Source organism: Erythrobacter sp. HKB08 (assembly GCF_004114695.1).
Lineage (GTDB): Bacteria > Pseudomonadota > Alphaproteobacteria > Sphingomonadales > Sphingomonadaceae > Parerythrobacter_A.
This window is the reverse complement of sequence record NZ_CP035310.1, coordinates 631,523-655,114: the sequence shown is the minus strand read 5'-3', so window position 1 is coordinate 655,114 and position 23,592 is coordinate 631,523. Positions and strand designations below refer to the sequence as shown.

Annotated in this window: 24 protein-coding genes and 1 tRNA gene; 11 read left to right on the top strand and 14 right to left on the bottom strand. The window is 65.6% G+C overall.

Features of this window, described 5'->3' with window-relative positions:
* Positions 1-62 precede the first annotated feature (62 nt).
* Genes cysD through EO245_RS03140 form a run of 3 tightly spaced genes read left to right on the top strand, consistent with a single transcriptional unit; the run spans position 63 to position 3,621 of the window.
* The gene (gene cysD, locus EO245_RS03150; RefSeq protein WP_128891567.1) at positions 63-974 is read left to right on the top strand and encodes a sulfate adenylyltransferase subunit CysD; all 912 of its coding nucleotides are present in this window, start codon (positions 63-65) and stop codon (positions 972-974) included.
* Positions 974-2,890, top strand: coding sequence for a sulfate adenylyltransferase subunit CysN (cysN, locus tag EO245_RS03145; RefSeq protein ID WP_128891566.1), 1,917 nt, complete (start codon positions 974-976; stop codon positions 2,888-2,890). Before cysD ends, cysN begins: the two co-directional genes overlap by 1 nt.
* Before the next feature lie 2 nt (positions 2,891-2,892).
* The gene (locus EO245_RS03140) at positions 2,893-3,621 is read left to right on the top strand and encodes a 3'(2'),5'-bisphosphate nucleotidase CysQ (RefSeq protein ID WP_128893438.1); all 729 of its coding nucleotides are present in this window, start codon (positions 2,893-2,895) and stop codon (positions 3,619-3,621) included.
* On the opposite strand, the gene EO245_RS03135 is transcribed toward EO245_RS03140, so the two are convergent.
* The 8 genes from EO245_RS03135 to pepN all read right to left on the bottom strand — a co-directional run bounded on the left by EO245_RS03135 (position 3,618) and on the right by pepN (position 13,195).
* Complete coding sequence (locus EO245_RS03135) at positions 3,618-4,205, bottom strand: OmpA family protein (protein ID WP_164931252.1); 588 nt, start codon at positions 4,203-4,205, stop codon at positions 3,618-3,620. The genes EO245_RS03140 and EO245_RS03135 overlap by 4 nt on opposite strands.
* 17 nt (positions 4,206-4,222) lie before the next feature.
* On the bottom strand, positions 4,223-6,100 hold the full coding sequence (locus EO245_RS03130; protein ID WP_128891564.1) for a sodium:proton antiporter: 1,878 nt from the start codon (positions 6,098-6,100) through the stop codon (positions 4,223-4,225).
* 78 nt (positions 6,101-6,178) lie between these two features.
* Positions 6,179-6,715: an adenine phosphoribosyltransferase gene (locus tag EO245_RS03125; protein WP_128891563.1), complete on the bottom strand. Its 537-nt coding sequence runs from the start codon at positions 6,713-6,715 to the stop codon at positions 6,179-6,181.
* A 98-nt stretch (positions 6,716-6,813) separates the two neighbouring features.
* Positions 6,814-7,656, bottom strand: coding sequence for a cytochrome c1 (locus tag EO245_RS03120; RefSeq protein WP_128891562.1), 843 nt, complete (start codon positions 7,654-7,656; stop codon positions 6,814-6,816).
* A 21-nt stretch (positions 7,657-7,677) separates the two neighbouring features.
* Entirely contained in the window at positions 7,678-8,964 is a 1,287-nt protein-coding gene (locus EO245_RS03115; protein ID WP_128891561.1) for a cytochrome b/b6, read from the bottom strand.
* A gap of 18 nt (positions 8,965-8,982) precedes the next feature.
* On the bottom strand, positions 8,983-9,558 hold the full coding sequence (petA, locus tag EO245_RS03110) for a ubiquinol-cytochrome c reductase iron-sulfur subunit (RefSeq protein WP_128891560.1): 576 nt from the start codon (positions 9,556-9,558) through the stop codon (positions 8,983-8,985).
* A 240-nt stretch (positions 9,559-9,798) separates the two neighbouring features.
* Complete coding sequence (gene pgeF / locus EO245_RS03105; RefSeq protein ID WP_128893437.1) at positions 9,799-10,500, bottom strand: peptidoglycan editing factor PgeF; 702 nt, start codon at positions 10,498-10,500, stop codon at positions 9,799-9,801.
* 43 nt (positions 10,501-10,543) lie between these two features.
* Positions 10,544-13,195, bottom strand: a complete 2,652-nt coding sequence (gene pepN / locus EO245_RS03100) for an aminopeptidase N (protein ID WP_128891559.1) — start codon at positions 13,193-13,195, stop codon at positions 10,544-10,546.
* 53 nt (positions 13,196-13,248) lie between these two features.
* Here pepN and EO245_RS03095 point away from each other — a divergent pair, with 53 nt between their 5' ends.
* Positions 13,249-14,034: an SDR family NAD(P)-dependent oxidoreductase gene (locus EO245_RS03095; RefSeq protein WP_128891558.1), complete on the top strand. Its 786-nt coding sequence runs from the start codon at positions 13,249-13,251 to the stop codon at positions 14,032-14,034.
* On the opposite strand, the gene EO245_RS03090 is transcribed toward EO245_RS03095, so the two are convergent.
* Positions 14,018-14,965, bottom strand: coding sequence for a DMT family transporter (locus EO245_RS03090; RefSeq protein ID WP_128891557.1), 948 nt, complete (start codon positions 14,963-14,965; stop codon positions 14,018-14,020). The genes EO245_RS03095 and EO245_RS03090 overlap by 17 nt on opposite strands.
* A complete protein-coding gene (locus EO245_RS03085; protein ID WP_128891556.1) occupies positions 14,962-15,966 on the bottom strand; it encodes a low specificity L-threonine aldolase in 1,005 nt (334 codons plus the stop codon). The genes EO245_RS03090 and EO245_RS03085 overlap by 4 nt, the downstream gene beginning before the upstream one ends.
* Before the next feature lie 55 nt (positions 15,967-16,021).
* Between EO245_RS03085 and EO245_RS03080 the strand changes: the two genes are divergently transcribed.
* The 3 genes from EO245_RS03080 (at position 16,022) to EO245_RS03070 (ending at position 17,476) form a co-directional block, all read left to right on the top strand.
* Positions 16,022-16,315 carry a GNAT family N-acetyltransferase gene (locus tag EO245_RS03080; RefSeq protein ID WP_370246170.1) on the top strand — a complete coding sequence of 98 codons (294 nt, stop codon included), beginning with the start codon at positions 16,022-16,024 and terminating at the stop codon, positions 16,313-16,315.
* A gap of 81 nt (positions 16,316-16,396) precedes the next feature.
* Positions 16,397-17,194 carry a hypothetical protein gene (locus tag EO245_RS03075; protein ID WP_128891554.1) on the top strand — a complete coding sequence of 266 codons (798 nt, stop codon included), beginning with the start codon at positions 16,397-16,399 and terminating at the stop codon, positions 17,192-17,194.
* 96 nt (positions 17,195-17,290) lie between these two features.
* A complete protein-coding gene (locus EO245_RS03070; protein ID WP_128891553.1) occupies positions 17,291-17,476 on the top strand; it encodes a hypothetical protein in 186 nt (61 codons plus the stop codon).
* Here the strand turns inward: EO245_RS03070 and EO245_RS03065 are convergent.
* From EO245_RS03065 to EO245_RS03050, 4 genes are all read right to left on the bottom strand, one after another.
* Entirely contained in the window at positions 17,473-19,032 is a 1,560-nt protein-coding gene (locus EO245_RS03065) for a PH domain-containing protein (protein WP_234026942.1), read from the bottom strand. The two genes, EO245_RS03070 and EO245_RS03065, sit on opposite strands and share 4 nt — an antisense overlap.
* Positions 19,033-19,039: 7 nt before the next feature.
* A complete protein-coding gene (locus tag EO245_RS03060; RefSeq protein WP_128891552.1) occupies positions 19,040-19,498 on the bottom strand; it encodes a PH domain-containing protein in 459 nt (152 codons plus the stop codon).
* A gap of 55 nt (positions 19,499-19,553) precedes the next feature.
* Positions 19,554-20,723: an acyl-CoA dehydrogenase family protein gene (locus EO245_RS03055; RefSeq protein WP_128891551.1), complete on the bottom strand. Its 1,170-nt coding sequence runs from the start codon at positions 20,721-20,723 to the stop codon at positions 19,554-19,556.
* 280 nt (positions 20,724-21,003) lie between these two features.
* Positions 21,004-21,078, bottom strand: a tRNA-Thr gene (locus EO245_RS03050).
* A 90-nt stretch (positions 21,079-21,168) separates the two neighbouring features.
* Here EO245_RS03050 and EO245_RS13350 point away from each other — a divergent pair.
* From EO245_RS13350 to EO245_RS03035, 4 genes are read left to right on the top strand one after another with little or no spacing between them, the layout of a single operon-like run.
* Positions 21,169-21,318 (top strand): hypothetical protein, encoded by a 150-nt coding sequence (locus tag EO245_RS13350; RefSeq protein WP_164931251.1) that lies wholly within the window; start codon positions 21,169-21,171, stop codon positions 21,316-21,318.
* Between the two features lie 35 nt (positions 21,319-21,353).
* A complete protein-coding gene (gpmA, locus tag EO245_RS03045) occupies positions 21,354-22,040 on the top strand; it encodes a 2,3-diphosphoglycerate-dependent phosphoglycerate mutase (RefSeq protein ID WP_128891550.1) in 687 nt (228 codons plus the stop codon).
* A gap of 1 nt (position 22,041) precedes the next feature.
* A complete protein-coding gene (purE, locus tag EO245_RS03040; protein WP_128891549.1) occupies positions 22,042-22,533 on the top strand; it encodes a 5-(carboxyamino)imidazole ribonucleotide mutase in 492 nt (163 codons plus the stop codon).
* On the top strand, positions 22,530-23,588 hold the full coding sequence (locus tag EO245_RS03035) for a 5-(carboxyamino)imidazole ribonucleotide synthase (protein ID WP_128891548.1): 1,059 nt from the start codon (positions 22,530-22,532) through the stop codon (positions 23,586-23,588). The genes purE and EO245_RS03035 overlap by 4 nt, the downstream gene beginning before the upstream one ends.
* Positions 23,589-23,592: the final 4 nt, after the last annotated feature.

Sequence of the window (23,592 nt, the reverse complement as noted above, 5' to 3'; positions counted from 1 at the left end):
TTTCCTTGCGGCAATCATAACTTGATTGCGCCGGCATGCCCCCGCACTACTTCGCGAGGCATATGCGCGAGCTTACCCATCTCGAACGGCTCGAGGCCGAGAGCATCCACATCATGCGTGAGGTGGTGGCCGAGGCCGACAGCCCGGTCATGCTCTATTCGGTCGGCAAGGACAGCGCGGTCATGCTGCACCTGGCGCGCAAGGCCTTCCACCCCGCGCCGCCGCCCTTCCCGCTGCTGCATGTCGATACGACCTGGAAGTTCGCCGAAATGTATGCGCTGCGCGACAAGATGGCGCGCGAGAGCGGGATGGAGCTGCTCGTCTGGCACAACGAGGAAGCACGCGAGCGCGGCATCAACCCGTTCGACCACGGTCCGCTCCATACCGACATGTGGAAGACGCAAGGTCTGAAGCAGGCGCTCGACCATTACGGCTTCGACGCAGCCTTCGGCGGCGCGCGGCGCGACGAGGAGAAGAGCCGCGCGAAGGAGCGCGTATTCTCCTTCCGCACCGCCAGCCACGGATGGGATCCGAAGAACCAGCGGCCCGAGCTGTGGAACCTCTACAACGCGAAGAAGGCGAAGGGCGAAAGCATCCGCGTCTTCCCGCTGTCGAACTGGACCGAGCTCGACATCTGGCAATACATCATGGCCGAAGGCATCGAGATCGTCCCGCTCTACTTCGCCGCCGAACGCCCGACCTTCGAATGGGAAGGCGGGCTGTTCATGGCCGACGACGTCGAGCGGCTCGAGAAGGTTCTCGGCAAGACGCCCGAGATCGCGATGCGTTCGGTCCGCTTCCGCACACTAGGCTGCTGGCCGCTGACCGGCGCGGTCGAGAGCACGGCGACGACCCTGTCTGCAGTCGTGCAGGAAACGCTGCTCACCACCACCAGCGAACGGCAGGGCCGCGTGATCGACAAGGATGCGGGCGGTGCCGGCATGGAGAAGAAGAAGCAGGAGGGCTATTTCTGATGGCCGACCGCAGTTCCTCCTACGAAGCCGACAGCCTGATCGCCGAGGATATCGAGAGCTATCTCGAGCAGCACCAGAACAAGCAGCTGCTGCGCTTCATCACCTGCGGCAGCGTCGACGATGGCAAGTCCACCCTGATCGGGCGGCTGCTCTACGATTCCAAGATGATCTTCGAAGACCAGCTCGCCGCGCTCGAAAGCGACAGTAAGCGGGTCGGCACGCAAGGCCAGGAGATCGACTTTGCGCTGCTGGTCGACGGCCTCGCCGCCGAGCGCGAGCAGGGCATCACCATCGATGTCGCCTACCGGTTCTTCTCGACCGAGAAACGCAAGTTCATCGTCGCCGACTGCCCGGGCCACGAGCAATATACGCGCAACATGGTGACCGGCGCATCGACCGCCGATGCAGCCGTGATCCTCGTCGATGCGCGCAAGGGCGTGCTCGTCCAGACGCGGCGCCACAGCTACATCGCCAAGCTGCTCGGCATCCGGCACATCGTGCTCGCGGTGAACAAGATGGACCTCGTCGATTACGACCGGGCCACTTTCGAGCAGATCGTTGCCGACTATCGCGCCTTCGCGGACGAGATCGGCATCGAGGAGTTTACCGCGATCCCGATCTCGGGCTTTCGCGGCGACAACATTACCGCCGCACCGTCCGGCAACACGCCGTGGTACGACGGGCAGAGCCTGATCCACCACCTCGAGAGCGTCGACCTCGCCAATACGCACGCGCAGGAGCGCGGCTTCCGCATGCCGGTGCAGTGGGTCAATCGCCCCAATCTCGACTTCCGCGGCTTCGCCGGGCTGGTTTCGAGCGGCGCGGTCAAGCCGGGCGATGCTGTACGGGTCGTCCCTTCGGGCAAGACCAGCACGATCAAGTCGATCGAGACCTTCGGCGGCGCGCTCCCTGAAGCGGTCGCGGGCCAGTCGGTCACGCTGACGCTCGAAGACGAAATCGACTGCTCGCGCGGCGACGTGATTGCCGCGGCGGACGATCCGCCCGAGGCTTCCGACCAGTTCGAGGCGACCATCGTGTGGCTGAGCGACGAGGCGATGAAGCCCGGCCGTGGCTACTGGCTCAAGCTTGCGAGCCAGAACGTCACCGCGACGGTGCAGGCTCCGAAATACGAGATCAACGTCAACACGCTCGACCATCTCGCGGCGAAAACGCTCGAGTTGAACGCGATCGGCGTGGCAGAGGTCCACACCGAGAAGCCGATCGTGTTCGAGCCCTATGAAGACAGCCGCGCGCTCGGCGGGTTCATCCTGATCGACAAGATTACCAATGCGACGGTCGGTGCAGGGATGCTGCATTTCAGCCTGCGCCGTGCGCAGAACGTCCACTGGCAGCCGACCGCGATCACGCGCGAGGATCACGCCGCGCTCAAGAACCAGACGCCGCGCGTGCTGTGGTTCACCGGCCTGTCCGGCTCTGGCAAGTCGACCATCGCCAATGCGGTCGAGCAGCGGCTCAGCCTGATGAACCGGCACACCTTCCTGCTCGACGGGGACAATGTTCGCCATGGGCTGAACAAGGACCTGGGCTTCACCGAGACCGACCGGATCGAGAACATCCGCCGCATCGGCGAGGTCGCCAAGCTGATGACCGATGCTGGCCTGATCGTGCTCACTGCCTTCATCAGTCCTTTTCGCGCCGAGCGCGAGATGGTGCGCAAGATGATGGCGGAAACCGAGTTCATCGAAATCTTCGTCGATACGCCGCTGGAAGTCGCCGAGGAGCGCGACGTGAAAGGCCTCTACAAGAAGGCGCGCGCGGGCGAGCTTAAGAACTTCACCGGGATCGACAGCCCTTACGAAGCACCGGAAAATCCCGAAATCCGCGTCAACACGGTGGATATGACGGTCGAAGAGGCTGCGGACTACATTGTCGAACGGATACTCCCGCTCAAATGAGCATGACCGACGGAGAACTCGCCGCACGGCTCGCCGAGGAAGCGGGCCGGATCGCCTGCGACCTGCGCGAATCGAGCCTGCTCGACGGCAAGGCCTTGGGTGATGCGGGCGACAAGGCGGTGAACCAGTTTCTCGTCGCCGCGATCCGCGAGAACCGCCCCGACGACGGGCTGCTTTCCGAAGAGAGCAAGGACACACCCGAGCGCCTGTCGAAGTCGCGCGTTTGGATCGTCGACCCGGTCGACGGCACGCGCGAATATGGCGAGAAGCGTTCCGACTGGGCGATCCATGTCGGCCTCGCGATCGACGGCGTGGCGAGCATCGGCGCGGTCGGCCTTCCGGGGCTGAACGGCGGGACTGTGCTGCGCTCGGATGCACCGATTGCCTTGCCGGAAGCGGCGGAAACCCCGCGCATGGTCGTCAGCCGCACCCGCCCCGCGAAGGAAGCGGTCGAAGTCGCCGAGGCGATCGGGGCGGAGCTTGTCCCGATGGGTTCAGCCGGCGCGAAGGCGATGGCGGTGGTTCGCGGTGAGGCGGAAATCTACCTCCACTCGGGCGGGCAGTACGAGTGGGACAATTGCGCGCCGGTCGCAGTGGCGCGGGCGCATGGCCTGCATTGTTCGCGCGTCGACGGGTCGCCGCTGCGCTACAACAATTCCGATACCTACCTGCCCGACCTGCTCATCTGCCGGCCGGAATGGGCTGCGCGGGTGCTCGCGCTGGTCAACTAGCTTCCGGTCGCGCCGCTCGGGCTCGCTGCCGGGCTGGGCGAGGCCCTCCGCACCGCGCCTTCGGGCACTTCCACCGTCACTTCGACCCGGCGATTGGCCGCACGGCCTTCCTCGTTGGGCGTGCCGTCGGGAAGCGCATTGGGCTCGAGCGGGTTCTGCTCGCCGAATGCGATGATCTCGATCCGATCCTCCGGAATGCCCGCCGCGACCATCTGCGCTGCAACCGCTTCGGCGCGCTCGCGCGAGGTGCGTTCATTGACGGTGTCGTTGCCGCCGGCATCGCTGTGACCGCGCAGGACGATGGCACCGCCGAAAGCGAGTTGCTCGCTCTCGAGGATTTGCGAGATGGCCTGCATCGCCTCCTCGTCCAGCTCCGTGCCGCCTTCGGGGAAACCGACCGTCACCTCGAGCGGCAGCAGCGGCTCAGGCGCGATTTCGACGCCGGCCTCGGTATCGAAGATGGAATTGGTCGCTTCCGCGCGCGGCGTTGCGCTTTCGGTCGGCTCCGGCTCGGGCGGGTCCTCGCGATATTCGCATGACGCGAGCAGCGAGACTGCGGTGAAAGACAGGATGAGGTGCTTCATTTCGAATTCTCGTTGCATCAGCTTGTCTGCGGTTTGGGCTGGCCTTCGACCGGTTTCCTGCGCGCGGCCGCATCTTCGGCGGACACGGTCTTGGGCGGAACGAAAGTCAGGATGGTGTCACCGGAACGCGGTTCGGGCCGCGCGGCGTGGGTGAAGAAGCGCAGGCGCCCGCTTTCGCGCATGACCAGCAGCATGTGCGAGCCTTCGGGCAGCGTCTCCTGCGCGTCGGCGAAGGAAAACTCGTCCGACAGCCTGGTCTTGCGCCAGCCCCAGCCCTGGCGCTGGCGTTCGTTGACGTCCTCGACCCCGAAACCGGATTCGAAGATCGCGCGGCCGCGAATGCTCGGCGGCAGGGCGTAGCGGTCGGTCTCTTCGGTCGATTCGCCGAGCTGGTAGACGCTGTCGCGCCCGATCTCGTAGGCGAACTCGTTGCACACGAGTGCATTGTAGGCCTCGTTGTCGGTCGCCGCGACGAGCGTCTGGAACGGGGTCAGGTCGAGGTTGTGCTCGGTGGCTTCGTTGAGGATTTCGCCGTGGTAGGTCGGCAGCCCTTCACGCCGTGCGAGCGCGAGGCGCTGGAAGCTCGGGTCGACGATGGTGACCGGGGTCTTGAGCGCTTCCATCTGCTTGGCGAGCGAAATGGTCCACGGGGTGCTGCCGACGATCAGCAGGCCCGGGCGGGTCGTGCCCTTCACGCCCAGCCAGCGCGCGACGAGATCGACCGTGAAGCCGTGTGCGACGATGGTCGCGACCACCACGGCGAAGCTCAGCCCGATGAGCAGGCTGCCATCGGCAAAACCCAGCTCGCCGAGGCGCAGCGCGAAGAGACCGGAGATCGCGACGAGTACGATACCGCGCGGCGCGATCCAGGCGAGGAAGAGCCGCTCGTTCCACGGCAGCGACGTGCCGAGCAGGCTGAGCAGGATCGTCGCCGGTCGCACGAAGAACAGCAGCGCGATGAGGAACAGCATGAAGCGGAAACCCTCGGTCCGGCGCGGGTCGAGGTAGTAGAGGTCGTCCCACGTCAGCGAGGCCGACAGCAGGATGAAGATGCCCGAGACGAGCAGGACCGCGATGTTCTGCTTGAACGGGTGGATCGAGCGGATGCTCGAGACATGCATGTTCGCAAGCGCGACGCCCATGACGGTGACCGCGACGAGCCCCGCCTCATGCTCGATCGTGTTTGCGAAGACGAACACCACTACGACGGTCACCAGCAGCACCGGGACCTTGAGGAATTCGGGTATCGCACCGCGCGGGAAGGCCCAGGCGATGGCCTTTGCCGCGGCATAGCCGATCAGGCCGGAAAGGATCGCGGCGATGATCATCGGCGGGACGATCTCGAACACGCTCTGGCCCGGGTTTTCGCTGATCTTGCGGAAATATTCGTAGGCGATGACGGCGCACAGCGCGCCCGTCGGGTCGTTGACGATGGCTTCCCACTTGAGGATCGAAGCGGGCCGCGTCTTGACCGAGCTTTGTCGCAGGAGCGGCATGACGACCGTCGGCCCGGTCACTACGAGAATGCCGCCGAACAGCACCGCGACCGGCACCGCTAGTCCGGCAACGAAATGCGCCGCACCCGCACCCAGCGCCCAGCCGATGACCACGCCGAGCGTCGCCATGCGCCAGACCGCTTCGCCCGAATGGCGAAGCTCGCGGAAGTCGAGGCTCAGCCCGCCTTCGAACAGGATCAGTGCAACGCCGATCGCGACCATCGGTTCGAGCAATTCGCCGAATGCGTGCTCCGGATTCATCAGGCCGAGCACCGGACCGGCAAGGAAGCCGGCCGCGAGCATCAGCACGATGGCCGGCCAGCCGGTGCGCCATGCAACCCACTGCGCGCCGATGCCGAGCATGCCGACGAGGGCAATTACGAGAGCCTGTTCTTCCACATCCACTCCAGAATTCGGATATCAGGCGATCAATGGCCGAGCGAGGGAATCTATCCCGAGAGAGCGGATCTGCGCCAATCAGGCCCCGTCGAAGGCCATGAGCGAGGCGACTTCGACGCCGGCCTCGCGCAATTTGTCGGCCCCGCCGAGGTCGGGCAGGTCGATGGCGAATACCGCATGCTCGACCGTGGCACCTGCCTGCCGCAGCAGGTCCACCGTGGCGAGCGCCGTGCCGCCGGTTGCGATGAGATCGTCGACGATCACCACCCGTTCCTGCTGCGTGATCGCGCCGGGATCGATCTCAAGACGGTCGGTGCCGTATTCGAGCGCGTAGTCGACGCCGATCGTCGCTACCGGCAGCTTGCCCGGCTTGCGCACCGGGATGAAGCCGAGGCCGAGTTGCGTGGCCACACCCGCACCGAAGATGAAACCGCGCGCTTCCATTCCGGCGATGGCATGCGCCTGCGCCTCGCGCGCATGCTGGGCCATGTGGCCGATCGCCGCCGACAGGCCGAGGCCGTGGGAGATGAGCGTGGTGATGTCGCGGAACTGGATGCCGGGTTCGGGAAAGTCGGGCACGGTGCGCACCAGCGCCTTGAGCTCGTCTCTCGTCATTCCATCCCCCATCTCAATTTCCCACGTCCGCCCAAACGCAGAGCGCCCCCGCACCGGATTGGTGCGGGGGCGCCCTGAATGTCAATCGCGAAGAACGATCAGTCCTTGCGCTTCTTCGGCTTCATGCCTGCCCAGATCTGCTTGTACGACAGATAGGCGAGGATGGTCGCGAAGAGCAGGAAGCCGAGGAACCAGACACCGGTCTGCTTGCGGATCTGCATCTTCGGCTCTGCGGTCCAGGTCAGGAACGCGGCCACGTCGGTCGACATCTGCTCGATCGTCGCCTCGGTCCCGTCGTCATAGGTCACCTGGCCGTCCGAAGTGAGCGGCGGTGCCATCGCGAGGTTGAGGTTCGGGAAGTACACGTTGTGGTACAGGCCCTGTGCCGGAGCGACTTCCGGGAATTCGGCGAGCAGCTCGGCCGAAGGCTCCTGGTAGCCGGTCAGCAGCGACGCGACGTAGTTCGAACCGTCTCCGCGCGCCTTGGTGATCAGCGAGAGATCCGGCGGGATCGCGTTGTTGTTCGCCGCGGCAGCCGCAACATTGTTGGGATAGGGCGAAGGGAAGTAATCGGTCGGCTCGCCGGCGCGCATGGTCGCTTCGCCGGTGTCCGGATCGATACCCGGGACCTGCCATTCGGCTGCCAGGGCCTTCACCTGCGCTTCGCTGTAGCCGAGCTGGGCAAGGTCGCGGAAGGCGACGTACTTGAGGCCGTGGCAGGCCGCGCAGACTTCCTTGTAGACCTTGTAGCCGCGCTGCAGCTGCTGGGTGTCCCACTTGCCGAAGGGGCCGTCGAACGAGAAGTCGATGTCGCGCGGATGCTCGTAGGGAGCATGCGGCGTCGCTTCCTCGGTCGCCGCCGTATAGGCGCCGGTCACGAAGGCCACCAGCACCACGAGGGTGAAGACGAGGCCGGTCAGAATTCCAAACAGACGGATCATGTCGCTATCTTTCTTTCGTCCTCAGGCCTTGGTGGTCGCGCCGAGCTTGGCGTTCGGATCTTCGCCCAGCACCTTTTCGGTGATCGAATAGGGCAGCGGCTCCGGCTTCTCGATCGAGCTGACGATCGGGAGGATCACCAGGAAGTGGAGGAAGTAGTATGCCGTGGCGATCTGGCTGAGCATCACATAGGGCTCTTCAGCCGGCGCGCCGCCGCAGATGAACAGGACGATCATCGCGGGGATCAGGCCGAACCAGAAGAACTTGCGGAACAGCGGGCGGTAGTGGCCGCTGCGCACCGGCGACTTGTCGAGCCAGGGCAGGAAGAACCACACCAGGATTGCCGCGAACATCGCGAGGACGCCCCACAGCTTCGCCGGCAGGATGAAGTCCATCGTGAAGGCACGCAGGATCGCGTAAAACGGCCAGAAGTACCATTCCGGAACGATGTGCGCCGGGGTCGAGAGCGGGTTCGCCTCGATGTAGTTGTCCGGGTGGCCCAGGGCGTTCGGCAGGAAGAACACCATGATCGTGAAGAGGATCATGATGACGCCGAGCCCGAAGCCGTCCTTCGCCGTGTAGTACGGGTGGAACGGAACCGTGTCGCTTTCCTGCTTCACTTCGACGCCCGTCGGGTTCGACGAACCCGGGATGTGCAGCGCCCAGATGTGCAGGATGACGACACCCGCGATCACGAAGGGCAGCAGGAAGTGCAGCGAGAAGAAGCGGTTCAGCGCGGCATTGTCGGGGGCGAAACCGCCGAGCAGCCAGATCTGGATCGGCTCGCCGACCAGCGGGATTGCGCCGAACAGGCCGGTGATGACCTTGGCACCCCAGAAGCTCATCTGGCCCCAGGGAAGCACGTAACCCATGAAAGCGGTCGCCATCATGAGCAGGAAGATGACCACGCCGAGCAGCCAGATCATCTCGCGCGGGGCCTTGTACGAGGAGTAGAAGAAGCCGCGGAAGATGTGCAGGTAGATGACGATGAAGAAGAAGCTCGCGCCGTTGGCGTGAGCGTAACGCATCATCCAGCCCCAGTTGACGTCGCGCATGATGTGCTCGGTCGTCGCGAAGGCGACCTGTGCATTGGCGGCATAATGCATGGCCAATATGACGCCGGTGACGATCTGCAGGACGAGGAAGAAACCGGCGAGGACGCCGAAGTTCCACATGTAGTTGAGGTTGCGCGGAACCGGATAGCCGGCGCCGACTGCATTATAGACGAGGCGCGGAAGCGGCAGCTTCTCGTCGATCCACTTGGTGAAATCGTTCTGCGGTTCGTACTGGCGAGCCCAGGGAAAACTCATGGTCTGATCTCTTTCCTCTTACCCGACGCGGATGACGGTGTCGGAGGTGAATTCGTACTCCGGAACCTCGAGGTTCGTCGGAGCAGGGCCTTTGCGGATACGGCCGGCGGTATCGTAGTGCGAGCCGTGGCACGGGCAGAAATACCCGCCGAACTCGCCCTTGTTCTCGCCTTCGGCAGCACCCAGCGGCACGCAGCCGAGGTGGGTGCACACGCCCATGGTGACGAGAACGTCGCGGTGACCTTCCTTGGTCCGCTCGTCGAGCGTCTGCGCATCGCGCAGCTGGCCGAGCGAAACCGCATTCGCCTGGTTCATTTCCTCGGTCGTCAGGCGACGGATGAAAAGCGGCTGCTTGCGGAAGATCGCCTTGATCGACTGGCCGGGCTCGATACCCGAAACGTCGACCTCGGTCGTGCTTTCGGCCAGGACGTCGGCCGAGGGTGCCATCTGGCTGACCAGCGGATAGACGACGGCAACGCCGCCGATGCCGGCCGCGCTTACTGCGGCGATGTGAATGAAGTCGCGGCGGCGGACGCCCTCGCCGTCTTCGGAGACGACATTTTCGGGATTCGCCGTGCCAGTGGTTTCAGCCATTGATTCTGCCTTGCCCTACAGCTGGTTCCGCGCATGACGCGCGGCGGTAATGCTTTCTCGACCGATGCCGGATTGCCTGCATGTAAATGCCGCTCCCACTTGCAGCGGGAACACCCCGTTTCGGCCATTCCGGTGCCGGTTTGGGCGCGCTGATAGACGGGAAAGCGCGGCGTGCCAACTGCCTTTTTGGCACGATCCGTTCGCTCGGGCGCAACCGGTCGGGCCGCGCGTGCGCGATTCTCACGCAGGCAGGGCGATGAGGCTCATCTGCCGCCCGTAATTCGGCTCGCCGCGATGCGTCGCCCGGCGGAAGGAATAGAACGCTTCTTCCTCGGCATAGGTATCGCGCCGCATTGGCTCGACATGGCCCACCCCCGCGCAGGCGAGGCGGTGCGCGACATAGCCTTCGAGATCGAACTGCCAATGGCCCTCGCGCCCGCGCTCGAAATAGGGCTCGTCGGCCTCCTCGAAGTTTGCGCGAAAGCCGTCGTCCACTTCGTAGCTCGCCTGGGCGATGCATGGGCCGATGGCGGCGGCGATATTGCCGCGCCCGGCGCCGAGTTGCTCCATCGCGGCAAGCGTTGCCTCGATCACGCCGCCATGCGCCCCGCGCCAGCCGGCATGGGCCGCTCCAACGACACCAGCGCGCTCGTCGGCGAGCAGGACCGGGGCGCAGTCGGCAGTCACGATGCCGAGCACGAGGCCGCGCCGGTCGGTGACCAGCGCATCGGCTTCGGGCCTGTCGGCAAGGCTCCACGGCTCGCGCACCACGACCGCATCGGGAGAATGCGTCTGGTGGACGGTGACGAGGGTCCCGCCCGGCAGTACGCTTTCGGCTGCGAGGCGGCGGTTTTCGCGCACCGCATCCTCGTCGTCATCCGCGCCGAATCCGCATTGCAGGCCGGCGACCATGCCTCTCGACACGCCGCCGCGCCGCGTCATGAAGCCGTGCGGTATGTCGCCGAGGATCCCGGCCCTCAGCGGCTCAACCAAGGGACCGGCTGACCTGCTCGTAAGTGTCGCGCGACAGGTTGGGCGCAGCCGCGATCCGCTCCAGCTCCTGCCGCATGAGCGCCGCGCGCACCGGCTCGATCCGCCGCCAGCGGCCGAGCGAGGGCACGAAGCGCGCCGCGGTCTGGGCATTGATCGGGTCGAGTTCGAGGATGAGGTCGGCGATCATGCGGTAGCCCTCGCCCGTCTCGGCGTGGAAGGCCTGCGGATTGCCGGCGAAGGCCATGTAGAGCGCGCGCACCCGGTTGGGATTGCGCATGGTGAAGTCCTCGTGATCGCGCAGCGCCTTGACATGCTCGATCGCATTGGGGTGGAGCGAGATCGCCTGCAGGCTGAACCACTTGTCGATCACCAGCTCGTTGCCTTGGTAGCGGCGGTAGAAGTCGATCAGCTTGTCCGTCCGCGCAGCCGTATGCAGCCCGGCGAGCACCATCAGCGCACCTTGGCGGTCGGTCATGTTGTCCGCCTTCGCATATTGGTGGGCGGCGAGTTCGGATGCCTTGTCCGGGTCGCTCGCAGCGGCATAGACCAGCACCTGCGTCTTCACCTTGCGCGCACCGCGTGCACCCTCGCCGTCGTAAGGCACCTTCTCGACGCGGTCGTAGAGCGCGTGGAATTCGCTCTTCAGCGCCTCGCCGAGGAAGGCCTTGAGCCCTTCGCGCTCGGCGTGGATTCGGCCCGGGTCGGCGACCAGCATCTGCTCCATCAGGTAGGTCTGGCTCGGCAGCATCATCAGCTCGCCGCGCATCGAATCGTCGAGGCTCTCGTCGGTCAGGATCGCGCCGAGGGCTTCGCGGATCGCCGCCCGCCCTGCCTCGCGGCCCGCCTCGTTGAGACCATCACCCGCTGCGGCGACGATATGGCCGACCACCAGTTCCTGCATCGCCTCGTAGCGGGCGAAACTGTCGTCGTCGCGTGCGGCGAGGAAGACGAGATCTTCGCTCGCGAGGCTCCGCTCGATGGTGACGGGGGCGGAGAAGCCGCGGTTGATCGACAGTACCGGAGGTTTCGCAAAGCCGTCGAAGGTGAAGGTGTCTTCCGCCTTGTCGAGCACGACCAGCTTTTCGCCGTCGTGCTCGCCGCTGTCGCGGTCGAACAGGGCGAGCTTGAGCGGGATCTGCATCGGCTGCTTGTTCGACTGGCCCGGCGTGTCGGGGACATGCTGCGTGAGGCGCAGCGTCACCGTGCCGCCCGAATGCTCCATGCCGACGCCGACCTTCGGCGTGCCGGCCTGCGAATACCACAGGCGGAACTGCTTGAGGTCGAGCCCCGCCCCGTCCTCGATCGCCTTGATGAAGTCCTCGCAGGTCGCCGCCTCGCCGTCGTGACGGTCGAAATACAGGTCGGTCCCGGCGCGGAATTTCTCGGGTCCGGCCATCGTGCGCATCATGCGGATGACTTCGGCACCCTTGTTGTAGACGGTCGCGGTGTAGAAGTTGGAGATCTCGCGGAAGCTATCCGGCCGGATCGGGTGTGCGAGCGGGCCGCTGTCTTCGGGGAACTGGGCGGAGCGCAGGATGCGCACGTCCTCGATCCGCTTGACCGCTTCGCCCTGCATGTCCTGGCTGAACAGCTGGTCGCGCAGCACGGTGAAGCCTTCCTTGAGGCTGAGCTGGAACCAGTCGCGGCAGGTCACGCGATTACCCGACCAGTTGTGGAAGTATTCGTGCGCGATCACGCCTTCGACAGCGTCGAAATCGGCATCGGTCGCGGTATCGGGGTCGGCAAGGACGTATTTCGTGTTGAAGACGTTGAGGCCCTTGTTCTCCATCGCCCCCATGTTGAAATCGCTCACCGCGACGATGTTGTAGAGGTCGAGGTCGTATTCGCGGCCGAACACCTCCTCGTCCCACTGCATGCTCTTGCGCAGCGATTCGACCGCGTGGTCGGTGCGGGCGAGATCGGCCTCGCGCACCCAGACGTTGAGTTCGACTTCGCGGCCGCCACAGGTCGTGAAGGTGCCGCTGTTGGCGACGAGGTCGCCCGCCACCAGCGCGAAGAGGTAGGACGGCTTGGGCCAGGGATCGTGCCATTCGGCCCAGTGGGTGCCGTTCTCGCCCTCGCCTTCCGCGACCTTGTTGCCATTGCACAGCAGGATCGGGAATTGCTCCTTCGAGCCCGACATGCGCACGGTATAGGTGCTCAGCACGTCGGGCCGGTCGGGGAAGAAGGTGATGCGGCGGAAGCCTTCCGCCTCGCACTGGGTGCACAGCATCCCGTTGGAGGCATAGAGGCCCATGAGCTGCGTGTTGGCCGCAGGATCGATCTCGGTCGCGATCTCGATTTCGTGCGCGTCGCCCGAAAGCGGCAGGATGAGATCGCCCTCGTCCATCGACCAGTCGGTGACCGGCTCCCCGTCGACCGTGACCGAGACCAGCTCCAGGCCGTCGCCATTGAGGCGAATCGTCGGCGAGTGGTGCGCATTGCCATTGCGCGCGACGGTCAGCGTGGAAACGACGCGCGTCGCCTCAAGGCCGAGGTCGAATTTCATCGCAATCTGCGGGACCAGCCAAGGAAAAGGCTGGTAATCCTCGCGCCGGATCAGCGGCGGCTGCTTCGGCTCGGGCGGCGCATCGGCCAGCTGGGTGTTCTCTTCGGTGACGGCGGGGTTGCGGGCTATATCCATGGGCGCTGCATCTACTCCCTTTCGCGAGGCTCTCCAACCGCTACAACGCGGGCATGGCGAGGATGTTCATTTTCGGGCTGGGATATACGGCGAAGCGTATCGCCGCTGCGCTGGAAGAGCGCGGGTGGCAGGTCGATGCGAGCGGCAGCGCGGGCAATGTCGATTTCGCCGACGAGGCTGCGGTTCGCAAAGCGCTGTCGGCGGCGAGCCATGTCCTCTCCTCCGTCCCGCCCGATCGCGAAAGCGGCGCGGACCCGGTGCTCGATCGCTATGGCGATGCGCTGGGCCACGGCTGGCTCGGCTACCTGTCCTCGACAGGCGTTTACGGCGATGCGGGCGGCGCGTGGGTCGACGAATCGACCCCGACCGGCGGCGGGCGACGCAGCGCGCGGACCGAATGCGATGCGGCGTGGCTGGCGAAAGGCGCGCGGGTCTTCCGCCTGCCCGGCATCTACGGCCCGGAACGCAGCGCGCTCGACCGGGTGCGCGAGGGGCGCGCGAACCGCATCGACATGCCCGGACAGGTCTTCAGCCGCGTGCATGTCGACGATATCGTGAGCGGGGTGCTCGCTGCGCTCGAGGCTCCGGCAGGCGCCTACAATCTCGGCGACGATTTGCCCGCCAGCAGCAATGCGGTGACGGAGGAAGCCTGCCGCCTGCTCGGTGTCGAGCCGCCGCCGCTCCAGACGATGGAGGAAGCCGACCTCTCTCCCATGGCGCGCGGTTTCTATGCGGAGAACCGGCGCGTCGCGAACGGCAAGGCGAAACGCGTCCTCGGCTGGCAGCCGGAGTATCCGACCTACCGCGAGGGGCTGCGCGCCCTCATGGCTCGGGCGTAGCGCGGCGCGGCGGGGGTGCGCTGCGGCCGCGCATCGCGACCACCATTCCTGCCAGCGTGATGACTGCCCCTGCGGCGGGCAGCGGCCCCCAGACGAAGCCCTCGAACAGGGTCGAGAGGATCATCGCCACTACCGGCACCACCACCGAACTGTAGGCGGCCGTCCCCGCACCCACCTTGCGCACCAGCCCGTAATAGAGCGGGAACGTCACGACCGAACCGGCAAGCCCGAGATAGAGAATGCCGAGCGCATATTCCGGGCGCGGGTCAAATTGCGGCGCGCCGTCGAGAGCCAGCGCGGCAACGCCGTTGAACACCGCGCCGCACAGCATCGACCATGCCAGCAGCGTCAGCAGCGGCTGGCGTTTCGCCCCCTCGGTCGCCTGGAGGATATTGGCGACGCTCGCAGACAGGATGCCCCCGATGCACAGCGCCGCGCCGAGCAGCACTTCGCCGAGCGTTGCGGGCGAGGCGCGGTATTCCTGCGCGAACAGCATTGCGACGCCGATCGCGGCAATGGAGGAGCCGATGACGAATTCGCGCCGGATCGGCTGGCCGAGGTAGATCTTGCCCAGCACCGCATTGGGCACCACGAGCAGCGCGAAAATCACTGCGACGAGGCCCGAGGTGACATAGGCTTCCGCCCGATAGACGAACCCGAAATTGAGCGAGAACTGGAAGAGGCCGAGCGCGAGCACCCACGGCCATGCGCCCGCTCCCAGCCGGAAAGGCTCGCCGCGCATCTTTGCCAGCATGAACATGCCGGCAGCCGCTACGATGAACCGGTAGCAGATCGACCAGGTCGGCGAGACGGCGGAAATCTGGTCGCGAATGACCAGCCATGTCCCGCCCCAGATCAGGCTGACGAGGATGAAGGCCGCAAGGTTGCGCGGCTCGAGAAGGCTCGCACCGCCCGGCTGCTGCGCGTTCATAGCGCGGCGATGGCCTTCGCCAGCGCCGAAGCGGCCTCGGGGTCGGAATTCCACGCGGTGACGAACCGTGCCGCATCGCTGCCCCAGTCGTAGAAGCCGAAGCCCTGCGCGCGCAGAGCCTCGCGTTCCTCGGCGGTGCAGCGAACGAACAGCTCGTTCGCCTCGACCGGATGCATCAGCCGCCCGCCGCAGGAGGAGGCGATTTCCGCCGCCGCCGCATTGGCCGCGCGCGCATTGTCGAGCCACAGATCGTTCTCGAGCATCGCCACGATTTGCGCGGCGAGGTAGCGGCCCTTGCTCTGCAAGTGGCCCGCGCGCTTGCGGCGATAGCGCGCGACATCGGCGAGGTCGGGATCGAAGAACACGATCGCCTCCGCGCTCATCCCGCCGTTCTTGACGAAGCCGAAGGACAGCGCCTCGGCCGGGCCGACCGCTTCTGCCGGAGAGCAGCCGAGGAAGGCGACGGCATTGCCGAAGCGCGCGCCATCGACATGCAGAGCCAGCCCGCGTTCCTTCGCCAGTGCGCCGATCGCGGCAAGCTCTTCGGGGCGATAGCAGCGCCCGTATTCGCTCGCCTGGGTGAGAGAGATCGCATGCGGTTGGACCTGGTGGACATCGTCGCGGATGGGGTCGATCACCGCGGCGATGCCGTCAGGCGTGATCTTCGCGCCTTCGCCCCCGGCCAGCAGCAGCTTCGCGCCGTGGAGGTAGAAACCGGGCGCGCCGCCCTCGTCGACCTCGATATGCGCTTCCTCGTGGCACACGACGCCGCCGTGCGGCTGGACCATGGTCGAAAGCGCAAGGCAATTGGCCGCGGTTCCGGTCGCGACCCACAGCGCGGCGCACTCCCGCCCGAACAGTTCGGTGAAGCGCGCATCGAGCTCCTGCGAGATCGCATCGCCGTCGTATGGCGCGTCCGGTTCGTCGGCCGCGCGCATCGCCTCCCACAGCCGGGGGTGGACAGCGGCGGCATTGTCGGAGAGAAATTGCTTCGAGCCCATCGCGGAACGCCCTGACGCAGCCGCGCGTAGTTGGCAAGAAGGGAGAACTTCTTTGGTGGATGTGACGATAACCCACACGGTGCGCGGTTCGGGCGGGCGCTATACGGCCAATGTCGCCGACAGCGACCATCGCGGCTATCTCGACTGGGAGGCCGATGGCGAGAATGTCCGCATCGCGACCCATACGCTGGTGCCTCCGCCGATCGGCGGCAAGGGTATCGCCGCCATGCTGGTCGAGCACCTCGTCGCCGATGCGCGCAGGAAGGGCTTCAAGGTCGAAGCACGCTGTTCCTACGTCGCGAAGAAGTTCGACGAGAACCCCGAATGGAGCGATTTGCGGGCCGGCTGAGCGTCTTTGACGCTACGTCATCGGAGTTTCTCCAAACTTATGATACGCTTGCGACTCGGAAAACCTCGAGGGGAGAGTCGAATGACGCGTATTTTCAGGAAATCCGTTGCACTGGCCGCCTGCACGGCGCTTGTCGCGACACCGGTGCTGGCTCGCAATGCCGGGTCGCTCACCGACCTGGTTGGCGCAAGGGCAAGCTCGGGCGAAAGCGCGCTCGAAGCACGCGGCTACACCTACATCACCGGCAATCTCGGCGACTACAACACGCGTCATTCCTACTGGTGGAACCGCGAGCACAAGAACTGCGTGCACGTGGAAACCTATGACGGTCGCTACACAGCGATCACCGATGCGAAGAATTCGGATTGCCACCAGAAGGACGGCGGCGGTGACGTCGCCGCCGCAGTCGGCGTGGCGGCAGGTGCCCTGCTGCTCGGCGCGCTGCTCGGCGGGCACAAGAAGCACCACCACGACGACAACAAGCACTACGACGACGTGAACGACGAGGCGCATTACGAGCGCGGCTACAACGACGGGCTGCACTCGGTCGCCTATCACAACTGGGACAATTCGCAGTCCTATTCGAGCGGCTACCAGGCCGGCGTTGCGCAGCGTAACCGCAACACCAGCTACCACCACGGTCGTGGCGGCTATCACCAGACGGTCTATTTCAAGGACCTCGAAGGTGCCCGCGCCTCGAGCGCCGACAGTGCCCTGCGCGAACGCGGGTTCGACAATGTCGACGGGTTCAAGAGCGGCAACGGCTCCTACACGATCTGGTGGCGGCGCGATTCGCGCCAGTGCCTGCAGATGATCACCGTCAACGGACGGATCGACGACATCCGCGACATCGGCCAGCACCCGAAGTGCCGACGCTGATAGATGGCGGACGATAAACCGTTGTGGCGGCGTCTCCTCGGGGGCGCCGCCTGGGTCTATCTTGCCGCGGGACTCTTCGCGCTGGCGCTGGTCCCGATGAGCGCGAACGGCTGGTTCGGCATCGAACCCGATCCGTTGAGCGGGGTGTTCGCCCTGTTCCTCGCACTGCCCTGGTCGCTGCTGCTGAGCGTCTTCGACAGCGAGAGCGCATGGGTCGCAGGGGCGGTCTGCCTCGTCGGCGTGCTGCTTAATTTCGCGATCCTGCGACGCCTCGCGCGCTAGGCGACGAGTTCGGAGAAGTCGGTTCCGGCGATGCTGGAGAGGATTGCCTCGCGCAGTTCCTCCGCGCGTTCGGCCGGCAGGCCTTCGGCAGACAGCGAACCTCCGGCCAGCCCGAGGTGCAGCGTGGCATAGCCGCGCGCACGCGCCAGCGGGCCTTGCCGGATCTCGACCGACTGCAGTTTCACCCGGTCGGCAATCTCGGTGCGCGGGGCGAGCCAGCCGCTGCGCACGAAGAGCTGGCGCGCAGTGAGCGCATTGCGGTCGTACTGCCACAGGAACAGCTGCCGCGCGGCGAGCAGCACACCGATGCCGAGCGGGATCAGCGCCAGCTCCATGATCGGCGAGAAGATCGCCACGCCGAGCGCAATCAGCGCGAGCACGGCGAATTCGATCAGCGCGCTGTCGGTGCGGAATTTCCGGCTCGCGCGGTGCCAGTCGAGATCGTCGGCAGGCGGCTCGAACCCGGCTGCGCGAACGATCGGCTCGATCTCGGACAGCTGGGCGAAGGGCGCGACATCGTGGCTCGCATTGCCAGCATCCTGCGCGAGGCTGACGAACTTGAGGCCGTGCCAGCCGAAACGGCGGCGAATCATGCGCGTGCCGATCTTGAGCGCCTGCACGCGGTGGACCGGCATGACCACGTCGGTGCGGGTGAACAGGCCCCGGCGGCGGCGGAAGCCCTTGGCCGTGCGTTCGAGCCGGAAGTCCCAGTCGCGCGTCACCGTACGCACCACACCGGTCGCGAAACCGACTACGACGAGCGCTGCCAGGCCGATGATGCCGCCGACGATCTGCGCGGTAGGCCCGAGCCCGGCGAGCGCCGCGCCCGGCCCTGCAAGCTGCTCGTCCCACGCATCGAAGTCCCACAGGTCGAACGGCAGGAGGAAATCGAATTGCTGCGTCAGGCCGATCAGCACCGCGAACACCGCGAGCGAGAATTCGAACAGGCCGAAGGTAACCAACCGCGTCGGGCCCATGGCGAAGAGCAGTTCGCCCTGTTCCTCGGCCTTGGCGGGAGCGCCCTCTGCGGTTTCGGTGTCCCCAGAAGCCTCGACCCCGTCCTTGCGCGCGCGGACGAGTTCGCGCAGCCGCTCGCCTTCCGCTTCGTCAAGATAGGAGAGTTTCAGCTCGTCCTTGCCGCCCGCGCCCGTCTCGAAACGAACCTCGACGAGGCCGAGCAGGCGCGGGATCAGCGCCTGTTCCAGGGCAACGTCCTGGATGCGCTCGTAAGGCACCGAACGGGCCGCGCGGGCGAGGATGCCGCTTTCGACGCGGATGTCCTGCTCGCCCACCGTGTAGGTGAAACGCATCCAGCGCAGGTAGCTGGCAATGATGCCGATACCGAAGATCAGCACCCCGATGCCGATCGCGAGCATCATTCCGAAGCCGCCCGAGCCCGAGCCGAAGAACACTGCGATCATCGGGAAAAGCGCATTGCGGAGCGAAGCGAGCGCCTGCGCGGCGACGCTCAGCGAGTTGGTGTGCTGCGGTACGGGTTCGGGCCGCTCGGGAGCCATGCTGCGCGGGGCCGTGGAGGGTACGGAGACTTCGCTCACGCGCGGCTCACACCGTCTCGCGCTTGATATGCGCGCGGATTTCCTCGCGCATGGCGACCGCGTTTTCGTGCGCAAGGCCCGGCAGGCGGACCGAGGCATTGTGCACGCCCGCCGTGTGGACAGTCAGCGTGGCAAGGTCGAAAGCGCGCTCGAGCGGGCCCTGGTCGACGTCGAGATGCTGCACCCGCCCGAAAGGCACCACCGTGTCCGAGCGAAACAGCAGCCCGCGCACCACGCGCAGGCGATCCTCGCTCATCGAATAGCCGCGCGCTTCGAAGCGGCGCAGCGGGATACGGATGATGACGAAGGCCGCGATCAGCAGCACAGGCACGATGACCACGCCGAAAGGCAGGACATCGACCCCCTCGAGCACGAATGCTGCGATCAGGATCGGCAGCGCCGATGCCGCGAGGGAAATCCGCGAAACGGTTACGTAGCGCGGGTCGAGCTTGGTCAATTCGTCCATGGCGCCATGTTCTAGCCCCACCCCCTTGGGCGGCAAGGCTAAATCGGTCGAAAGCCTATCGCCGCTGGTCGAACCTGCGCCCGATCATCGCTGCGGTGATGTTGGTCTTCTGCACGTCGATCGCGCCGCCCGCGATTCCCCAGGCGTAAGCATCGCGCAGGCGCTGCTCCATGCCGTATTCCTTGTGATAGCCGTAGCCGCCCATCACCTGCATGCCGAGCGCGGTGACATCGCGCACGATCTCGTTGGCGTAGCACTTGGCAACGCTCGATTCGTAGACGCTCGGCAGGCCGCCGGGCTCGTTCTCGGCATTCACCGCTGCGCGGTAGATCAGCAGGCGTGCGGCCTCGACCTTCATCGCCATCTCGGCGAGCTTCAGCTGGACCGCCTGGAAATCGACGATCGGCTTGCCGAACGCCTCGCGCTCCTGCGTGTACTGCAGCGCCTGTTCGAGCGCCGCTGCGGCGACACCGAGGCTCTGCGTCGCATTGCCGCAGCGTTCGAGGCCGAAGGCGCTCATCAGCTTGCCGAAGCCGCCGGCGGGCACGATCTGGTTCGCCTTGGGCACGCGCACCTCGTCGAACTGGATGTCGCGCGTCTCGATGCCGCGGAAGCCCATCAGCTCCTCGCGCGCGCCGAAGCTGACGCCTTCCATGTCCTTCGAAACGAGCAATGCGCCGATGCCCTTCGCGCTTGGTGCGTCCGACAGGCGGCAATAGGTGACGTAATATTCCGCATGCCCCGCCCCGCTGGTCCAGCGCTTCGAGCCGTTGAGGACGAAATGATCGCCTTCCTCGCGCGCATGGGTGGTGAGATCGGTCAGCGCGGTGCCGGCATTGGGTTCCGACATGGAGACCGCAACTGTCGCCTCGCCCGCGCAGACCTGCGGGATGATCTTGGCCTTGAGATCGTCCGAGCCGAACTTGTCGACCGTGCGCACCGGACCGACCAGCGCTTCGAAGATCGGGAAGGCGACCGCATTGGAAATCATCGCGAACTGTTCGAGCACCAGCAGCGCCTCGAGATGGCCGAGACCGAGGCCGCCGTATTCTTCCGGCAGGTTGACCCCGAGGAAACCCATCTCGCCATACTTGCGCATCATCTCGCGCGGGACGGAGAAATCTTTCTCCTCCATCTCGCGCGCAAGCTCCGGCAATTCGGCCCGCGCAAACTTGCGCGCCGCGTCCTGGAGTTCGCGCTGCTGCTCGGTAAGTGTGAAGTCCATCTGAGAGTCCCTTTTTCCCCGCACCCCATCCGGGGCGCGATCTCCTCGCTCGTGCGACCTGAAGGTCGCGTCGCTGCGGACGGCCGGTCGGCCTTGCGCAAGCCTTCGGCTCGCGTTGTATCGCGAAAGAGGGACGTATCAATGGTGTGGCGGTAGCCATAGGCACAAAGTGCCGCCCGCAGCGGAGCGGCGAAAGCCGCGGGAGCGAGGATAGCCAAGTGAGCGGATGCGAACGCCGGCGCCTGAGGCCGGAAAATAACATTCTCGCCTGCGGCGAGAATGGTGCTGCTGGGGAGGATTGAACTCCCGGCCTCACCCTTACCAAGGGTGCGCTCTACCACTGAGCTACAGCAGCGCCTGTCCGAGGGGCGCGCCTATTGTCGCCTATCGCCCCGATGTCAAGCCAAGCTTGAGCCTTCGTGCGATTAACGCCAAGGGATTTCGCATGAGTGAAGATCGGGACAAGAATATGTCGCGCGAGGAGCGTCTAGCGGCAAAACTGCGCGAGAACCTGCGCCGCAGGAAGGCACAGGCGCGCCAGATTGACGGCGAATCGGGCGAAAGCGGGCTTTCCAAAGGCGGAGCGGAAAGCTAACAGCACGTGCTCCCGAACGAAGCAGGAGCAGTTCCTTGCCCAAGCTAATTCTCGTCCGCCACGGCCAGAGCCAGTGGAACCTCGAAAACCGTTTCACCGGCTGGTGGGACGTCGACCTGACAGAGAAGGGCGTCGCCGAGGCGAAGGCGGCGGGCGTATTGCTCAAGGACAAGGGCGTCCTGCCGACGACCGCCTTCACTTCCTTCCAGACCCGCGCGATCAAGACGCTGCACCTGGCGCTGGAAGAAGCGGGCCGCCTGTGGATCCCGGAAACCAAGGACTGGCGCCTCAACGAGCGGCACTATGGCGGGCTGACCGGGCTCGACAAGCAGGAAACGCGCGACAAGCACGGCGACGAGCAGGTCCATATCTGGCGCCGCAGCTTCGATGTTCCGCCGCCGGAAATGGAACCGGGCAGCGAATACGATCTGTCGAGCGACCCGCGCTATGCCGGGATCGACGTGCCGAAGACCGAAAGCCTCAAGCTCACCATCGAGCGGGTGCTGCCCTATTGGGAAAGCGCGATCCTGCCGGTGCTCTCGAGCGGCGAGACGGTGATCATTTCCGCCCACGGCAATTCGCTGCGCGCACTGGTGAAGCACCTGTCGAACATTTCCGACGAGGATATCACCGGGCTCGAGATTCCGACCGGCCAGCCGATCATCTACGAGTTCGACGACGCGATGACGCCGGGCGAGCGATACTATTTGAAGGATAGCTGAGATGGCCAAGGGGGGAGCAAAGGTCGCGATCGTGATGGGCAGCCAGTCCGACTGGCCGACCATGTGCTGCGCGGCGAAGGTGCTGGACGAACTCGGCGTCGCCTATGACGCGCGTATCGTCTCGGCCCACCGGACGCCCGAGAGGATGTACGACTTCGGCAAGTCGGCTGCGGACGAGGGCTTCCATGTAATCATCGCCGGGGCCGGCGGCGCGGCGCATTTGCCGGGCATGCTGTCCGCGCTGACGCATCTCCCGGTGCTCGGCGTGCCGGTGCAGTCGAAGGCGCTGTCGGGGCAGGACAGCCTGCTTTCCATCGTCCAGATGCCGGCAGGCGTGCCGACCGCGACCTTCGCCATCGGCGAGGCGGGCGCGACCAATGCCGGGCTCTATGCCGCTGCCATTCTTGCCCTGTCGGACGAGGGTCTCTCCCGGCGCTTGCAGGACTGGCGCGCAGCGCGCAGCGATGCTGTCGGGGAGCGGCCCGAGGAATGATCGCACCGGGCGGCACGATCGGGATCCTGGGCGGCGGCCAGCTCGGCCGGATGATGGCCATGTCCGCAGCCCAGCTCGGCTATCACTGCATCACCTATGCGCCGGAGAAGGACAGCGTCGCGGCCGAAGTGTGCGACGACTTCTTCTGCAACGCATGGGACGATGCGCAGGCGATGGCTGCCTTCGCCCAGAAGTGCGACGTGATCACCTGGGAATTCGAGAACGTGCCGGTCGGCCCGCTCGCCCCGATCGCACCGCGGCTCGCCTGTTCGGCGCGCGCGCTCGAAACCGCGCAGGACCGGCTGAGCGAGAAACGCTTCGTCGAAGGGCTCGGCGGAAAGCCGGCCGCCTATGCCAAGGTCGATACGGCGAGCGGTCTTGCGAGCGCAGTCGACCGGCTCGGCGCGCCCGGGATCCTCAAGACCCGGCGCGACGGCTACGACGGCAAGGGCCAGTGGCGGATCGACACGGTACGCGATGCAGAAGGCATGCGCGTGCCCGACGTGCCGACGATCTACGAAGGCTTCGTCGAATTCGACGCCGAGTTCTCGGTCATCCTCGTGCGCGGCAAGGACGGCGAAAAGCGCTTCTGGGACAGCCCGGAAAACGACCATCGCGGCGGCATCCTCGCCCAGAGCACCCTGCCCGCGCGCGATGTCATCGTGAAGCAGTCGGAAGAGGCGCGCGCGCTCGCCGGGCATGTTGCCGATGCGCTCAACTATGTCGGCGTGCTGACGCTCGAGTTCTTCGCGACCCACGAAGGCCCGGTGTTCAACGAAATGGCGCCACGGGTGCACAACTCCGGCCACTGGACGATCGAAGGCGCTGCGACGAGCCAGTTCGAAAACCACATCCGCGCGATCTGCGGCCTGCCGCTGGGTGATACCTCGACCATCGCGAAGACCGTGCGCATGGACAACATCATCGGCAAGGATGCCGACAGCGCGCACGAGCATCTTTCCGACCCGCACGCGCATCTCCATCTCTACGGCAAGGCCAAGGCGCGCGAAGGGCGCAAGATGGGTCATGTCACGCGCACCGGATGGGACGGCTGATCGC

Coding starts and splice junctions, on each gene's coding strand:
- cysD (WP_128891567.1), top strand. CDS start 63: ATGCGCGAGCTTACCCATCTCGAACGGCTCGAGGCCGAGAGCATCCAC.
- cysN (WP_128891566.1), top strand. CDS start 974: ATGGCCGACCGCAGTTCCTCCTACGAAGCCGACAGCCTGATCGCCGAG.
- EO245_RS03140 (WP_128893438.1), top strand. CDS start 2,893: ATGACCGACGGAGAACTCGCCGCACGGCTCGCCGAGGAAGCGGGCCGG.
- EO245_RS03135 (WP_164931252.1), bottom strand. CDS start 4,205: ATGAAGCACCTCATCCTGTCTTTCACCGCAGTCTCGCTGCTCGCGTCA.
- EO245_RS03125 (WP_128891563.1), bottom strand. CDS start 6,715: ATGACGAGAGACGAGCTCAAGGCGCTGGTGCGCACCGTGCCCGACTTT.
- EO245_RS03120 (WP_128891562.1), bottom strand. CDS start 7,656: ATGATCCGTCTGTTTGGAATTCTGACCGGCCTCGTCTTCACCCTCGTG.
- EO245_RS03115 (WP_128891561.1), bottom strand. CDS start 8,964: ATGAGTTTTCCCTGGGCTCGCCAGTACGAACCGCAGAACGATTTCACC.
- petA (WP_128891560.1), bottom strand. CDS start 9,558: ATGGCTGAAACCACTGGCACGGCGAATCCCGAAAATGTCGTCTCCGAA.
- pgeF (WP_128893437.1), bottom strand. CDS start 10,500: ATGACGCGGCGCGGCGGCGTGTCGAGAGGCATGGTCGCCGGCCTGCAA.
- pepN (WP_128891559.1), bottom strand. CDS start 13,195: ATGGATATAGCCCGCAACCCCGCCGTCACCGAAGAGAACACCCAGCTG.
- EO245_RS03095 (WP_128891558.1), top strand. CDS start 13,249: ATGGCGAGGATGTTCATTTTCGGGCTGGGATATACGGCGAAGCGTATC.
- EO245_RS03090 (WP_128891557.1), bottom strand. CDS start 14,965: ATGAACGCGCAGCAGCCGGGCGGTGCGAGCCTTCTCGAGCCGCGCAAC.
- EO245_RS03085 (WP_128891556.1), bottom strand. CDS start 15,966: ATGGGCTCGAAGCAATTTCTCTCCGACAATGCCGCCGCTGTCCACCCC.
- EO245_RS03075 (WP_128891554.1), top strand. CDS start 16,397: ATGACGCGTATTTTCAGGAAATCCGTTGCACTGGCCGCCTGCACGGCG.
- EO245_RS03070 (WP_128891553.1), top strand. CDS start 17,291: ATGAGCGCGAACGGCTGGTTCGGCATCGAACCCGATCCGTTGAGCGGG.
- EO245_RS03060 (WP_128891552.1), bottom strand. CDS start 19,498: ATGGACGAATTGACCAAGCTCGACCCGCGCTACGTAACCGTTTCGCGG.
- EO245_RS03055 (WP_128891551.1), bottom strand. CDS start 20,723: ATGGACTTCACACTTACCGAGCAGCAGCGCGAACTCCAGGACGCGGCG.
- EO245_RS13350 (WP_164931251.1), top strand. CDS start 21,169: ATGAGTGAAGATCGGGACAAGAATATGTCGCGCGAGGAGCGTCTAGCG.
- purE (WP_128891549.1), top strand. CDS start 22,042: ATGGCCAAGGGGGGAGCAAAGGTCGCGATCGTGATGGGCAGCCAGTCC.
- EO245_RS03035 (WP_128891548.1), top strand. CDS start 22,530: ATGATCGCACCGGGCGGCACGATCGGGATCCTGGGCGGCGGCCAGCTC.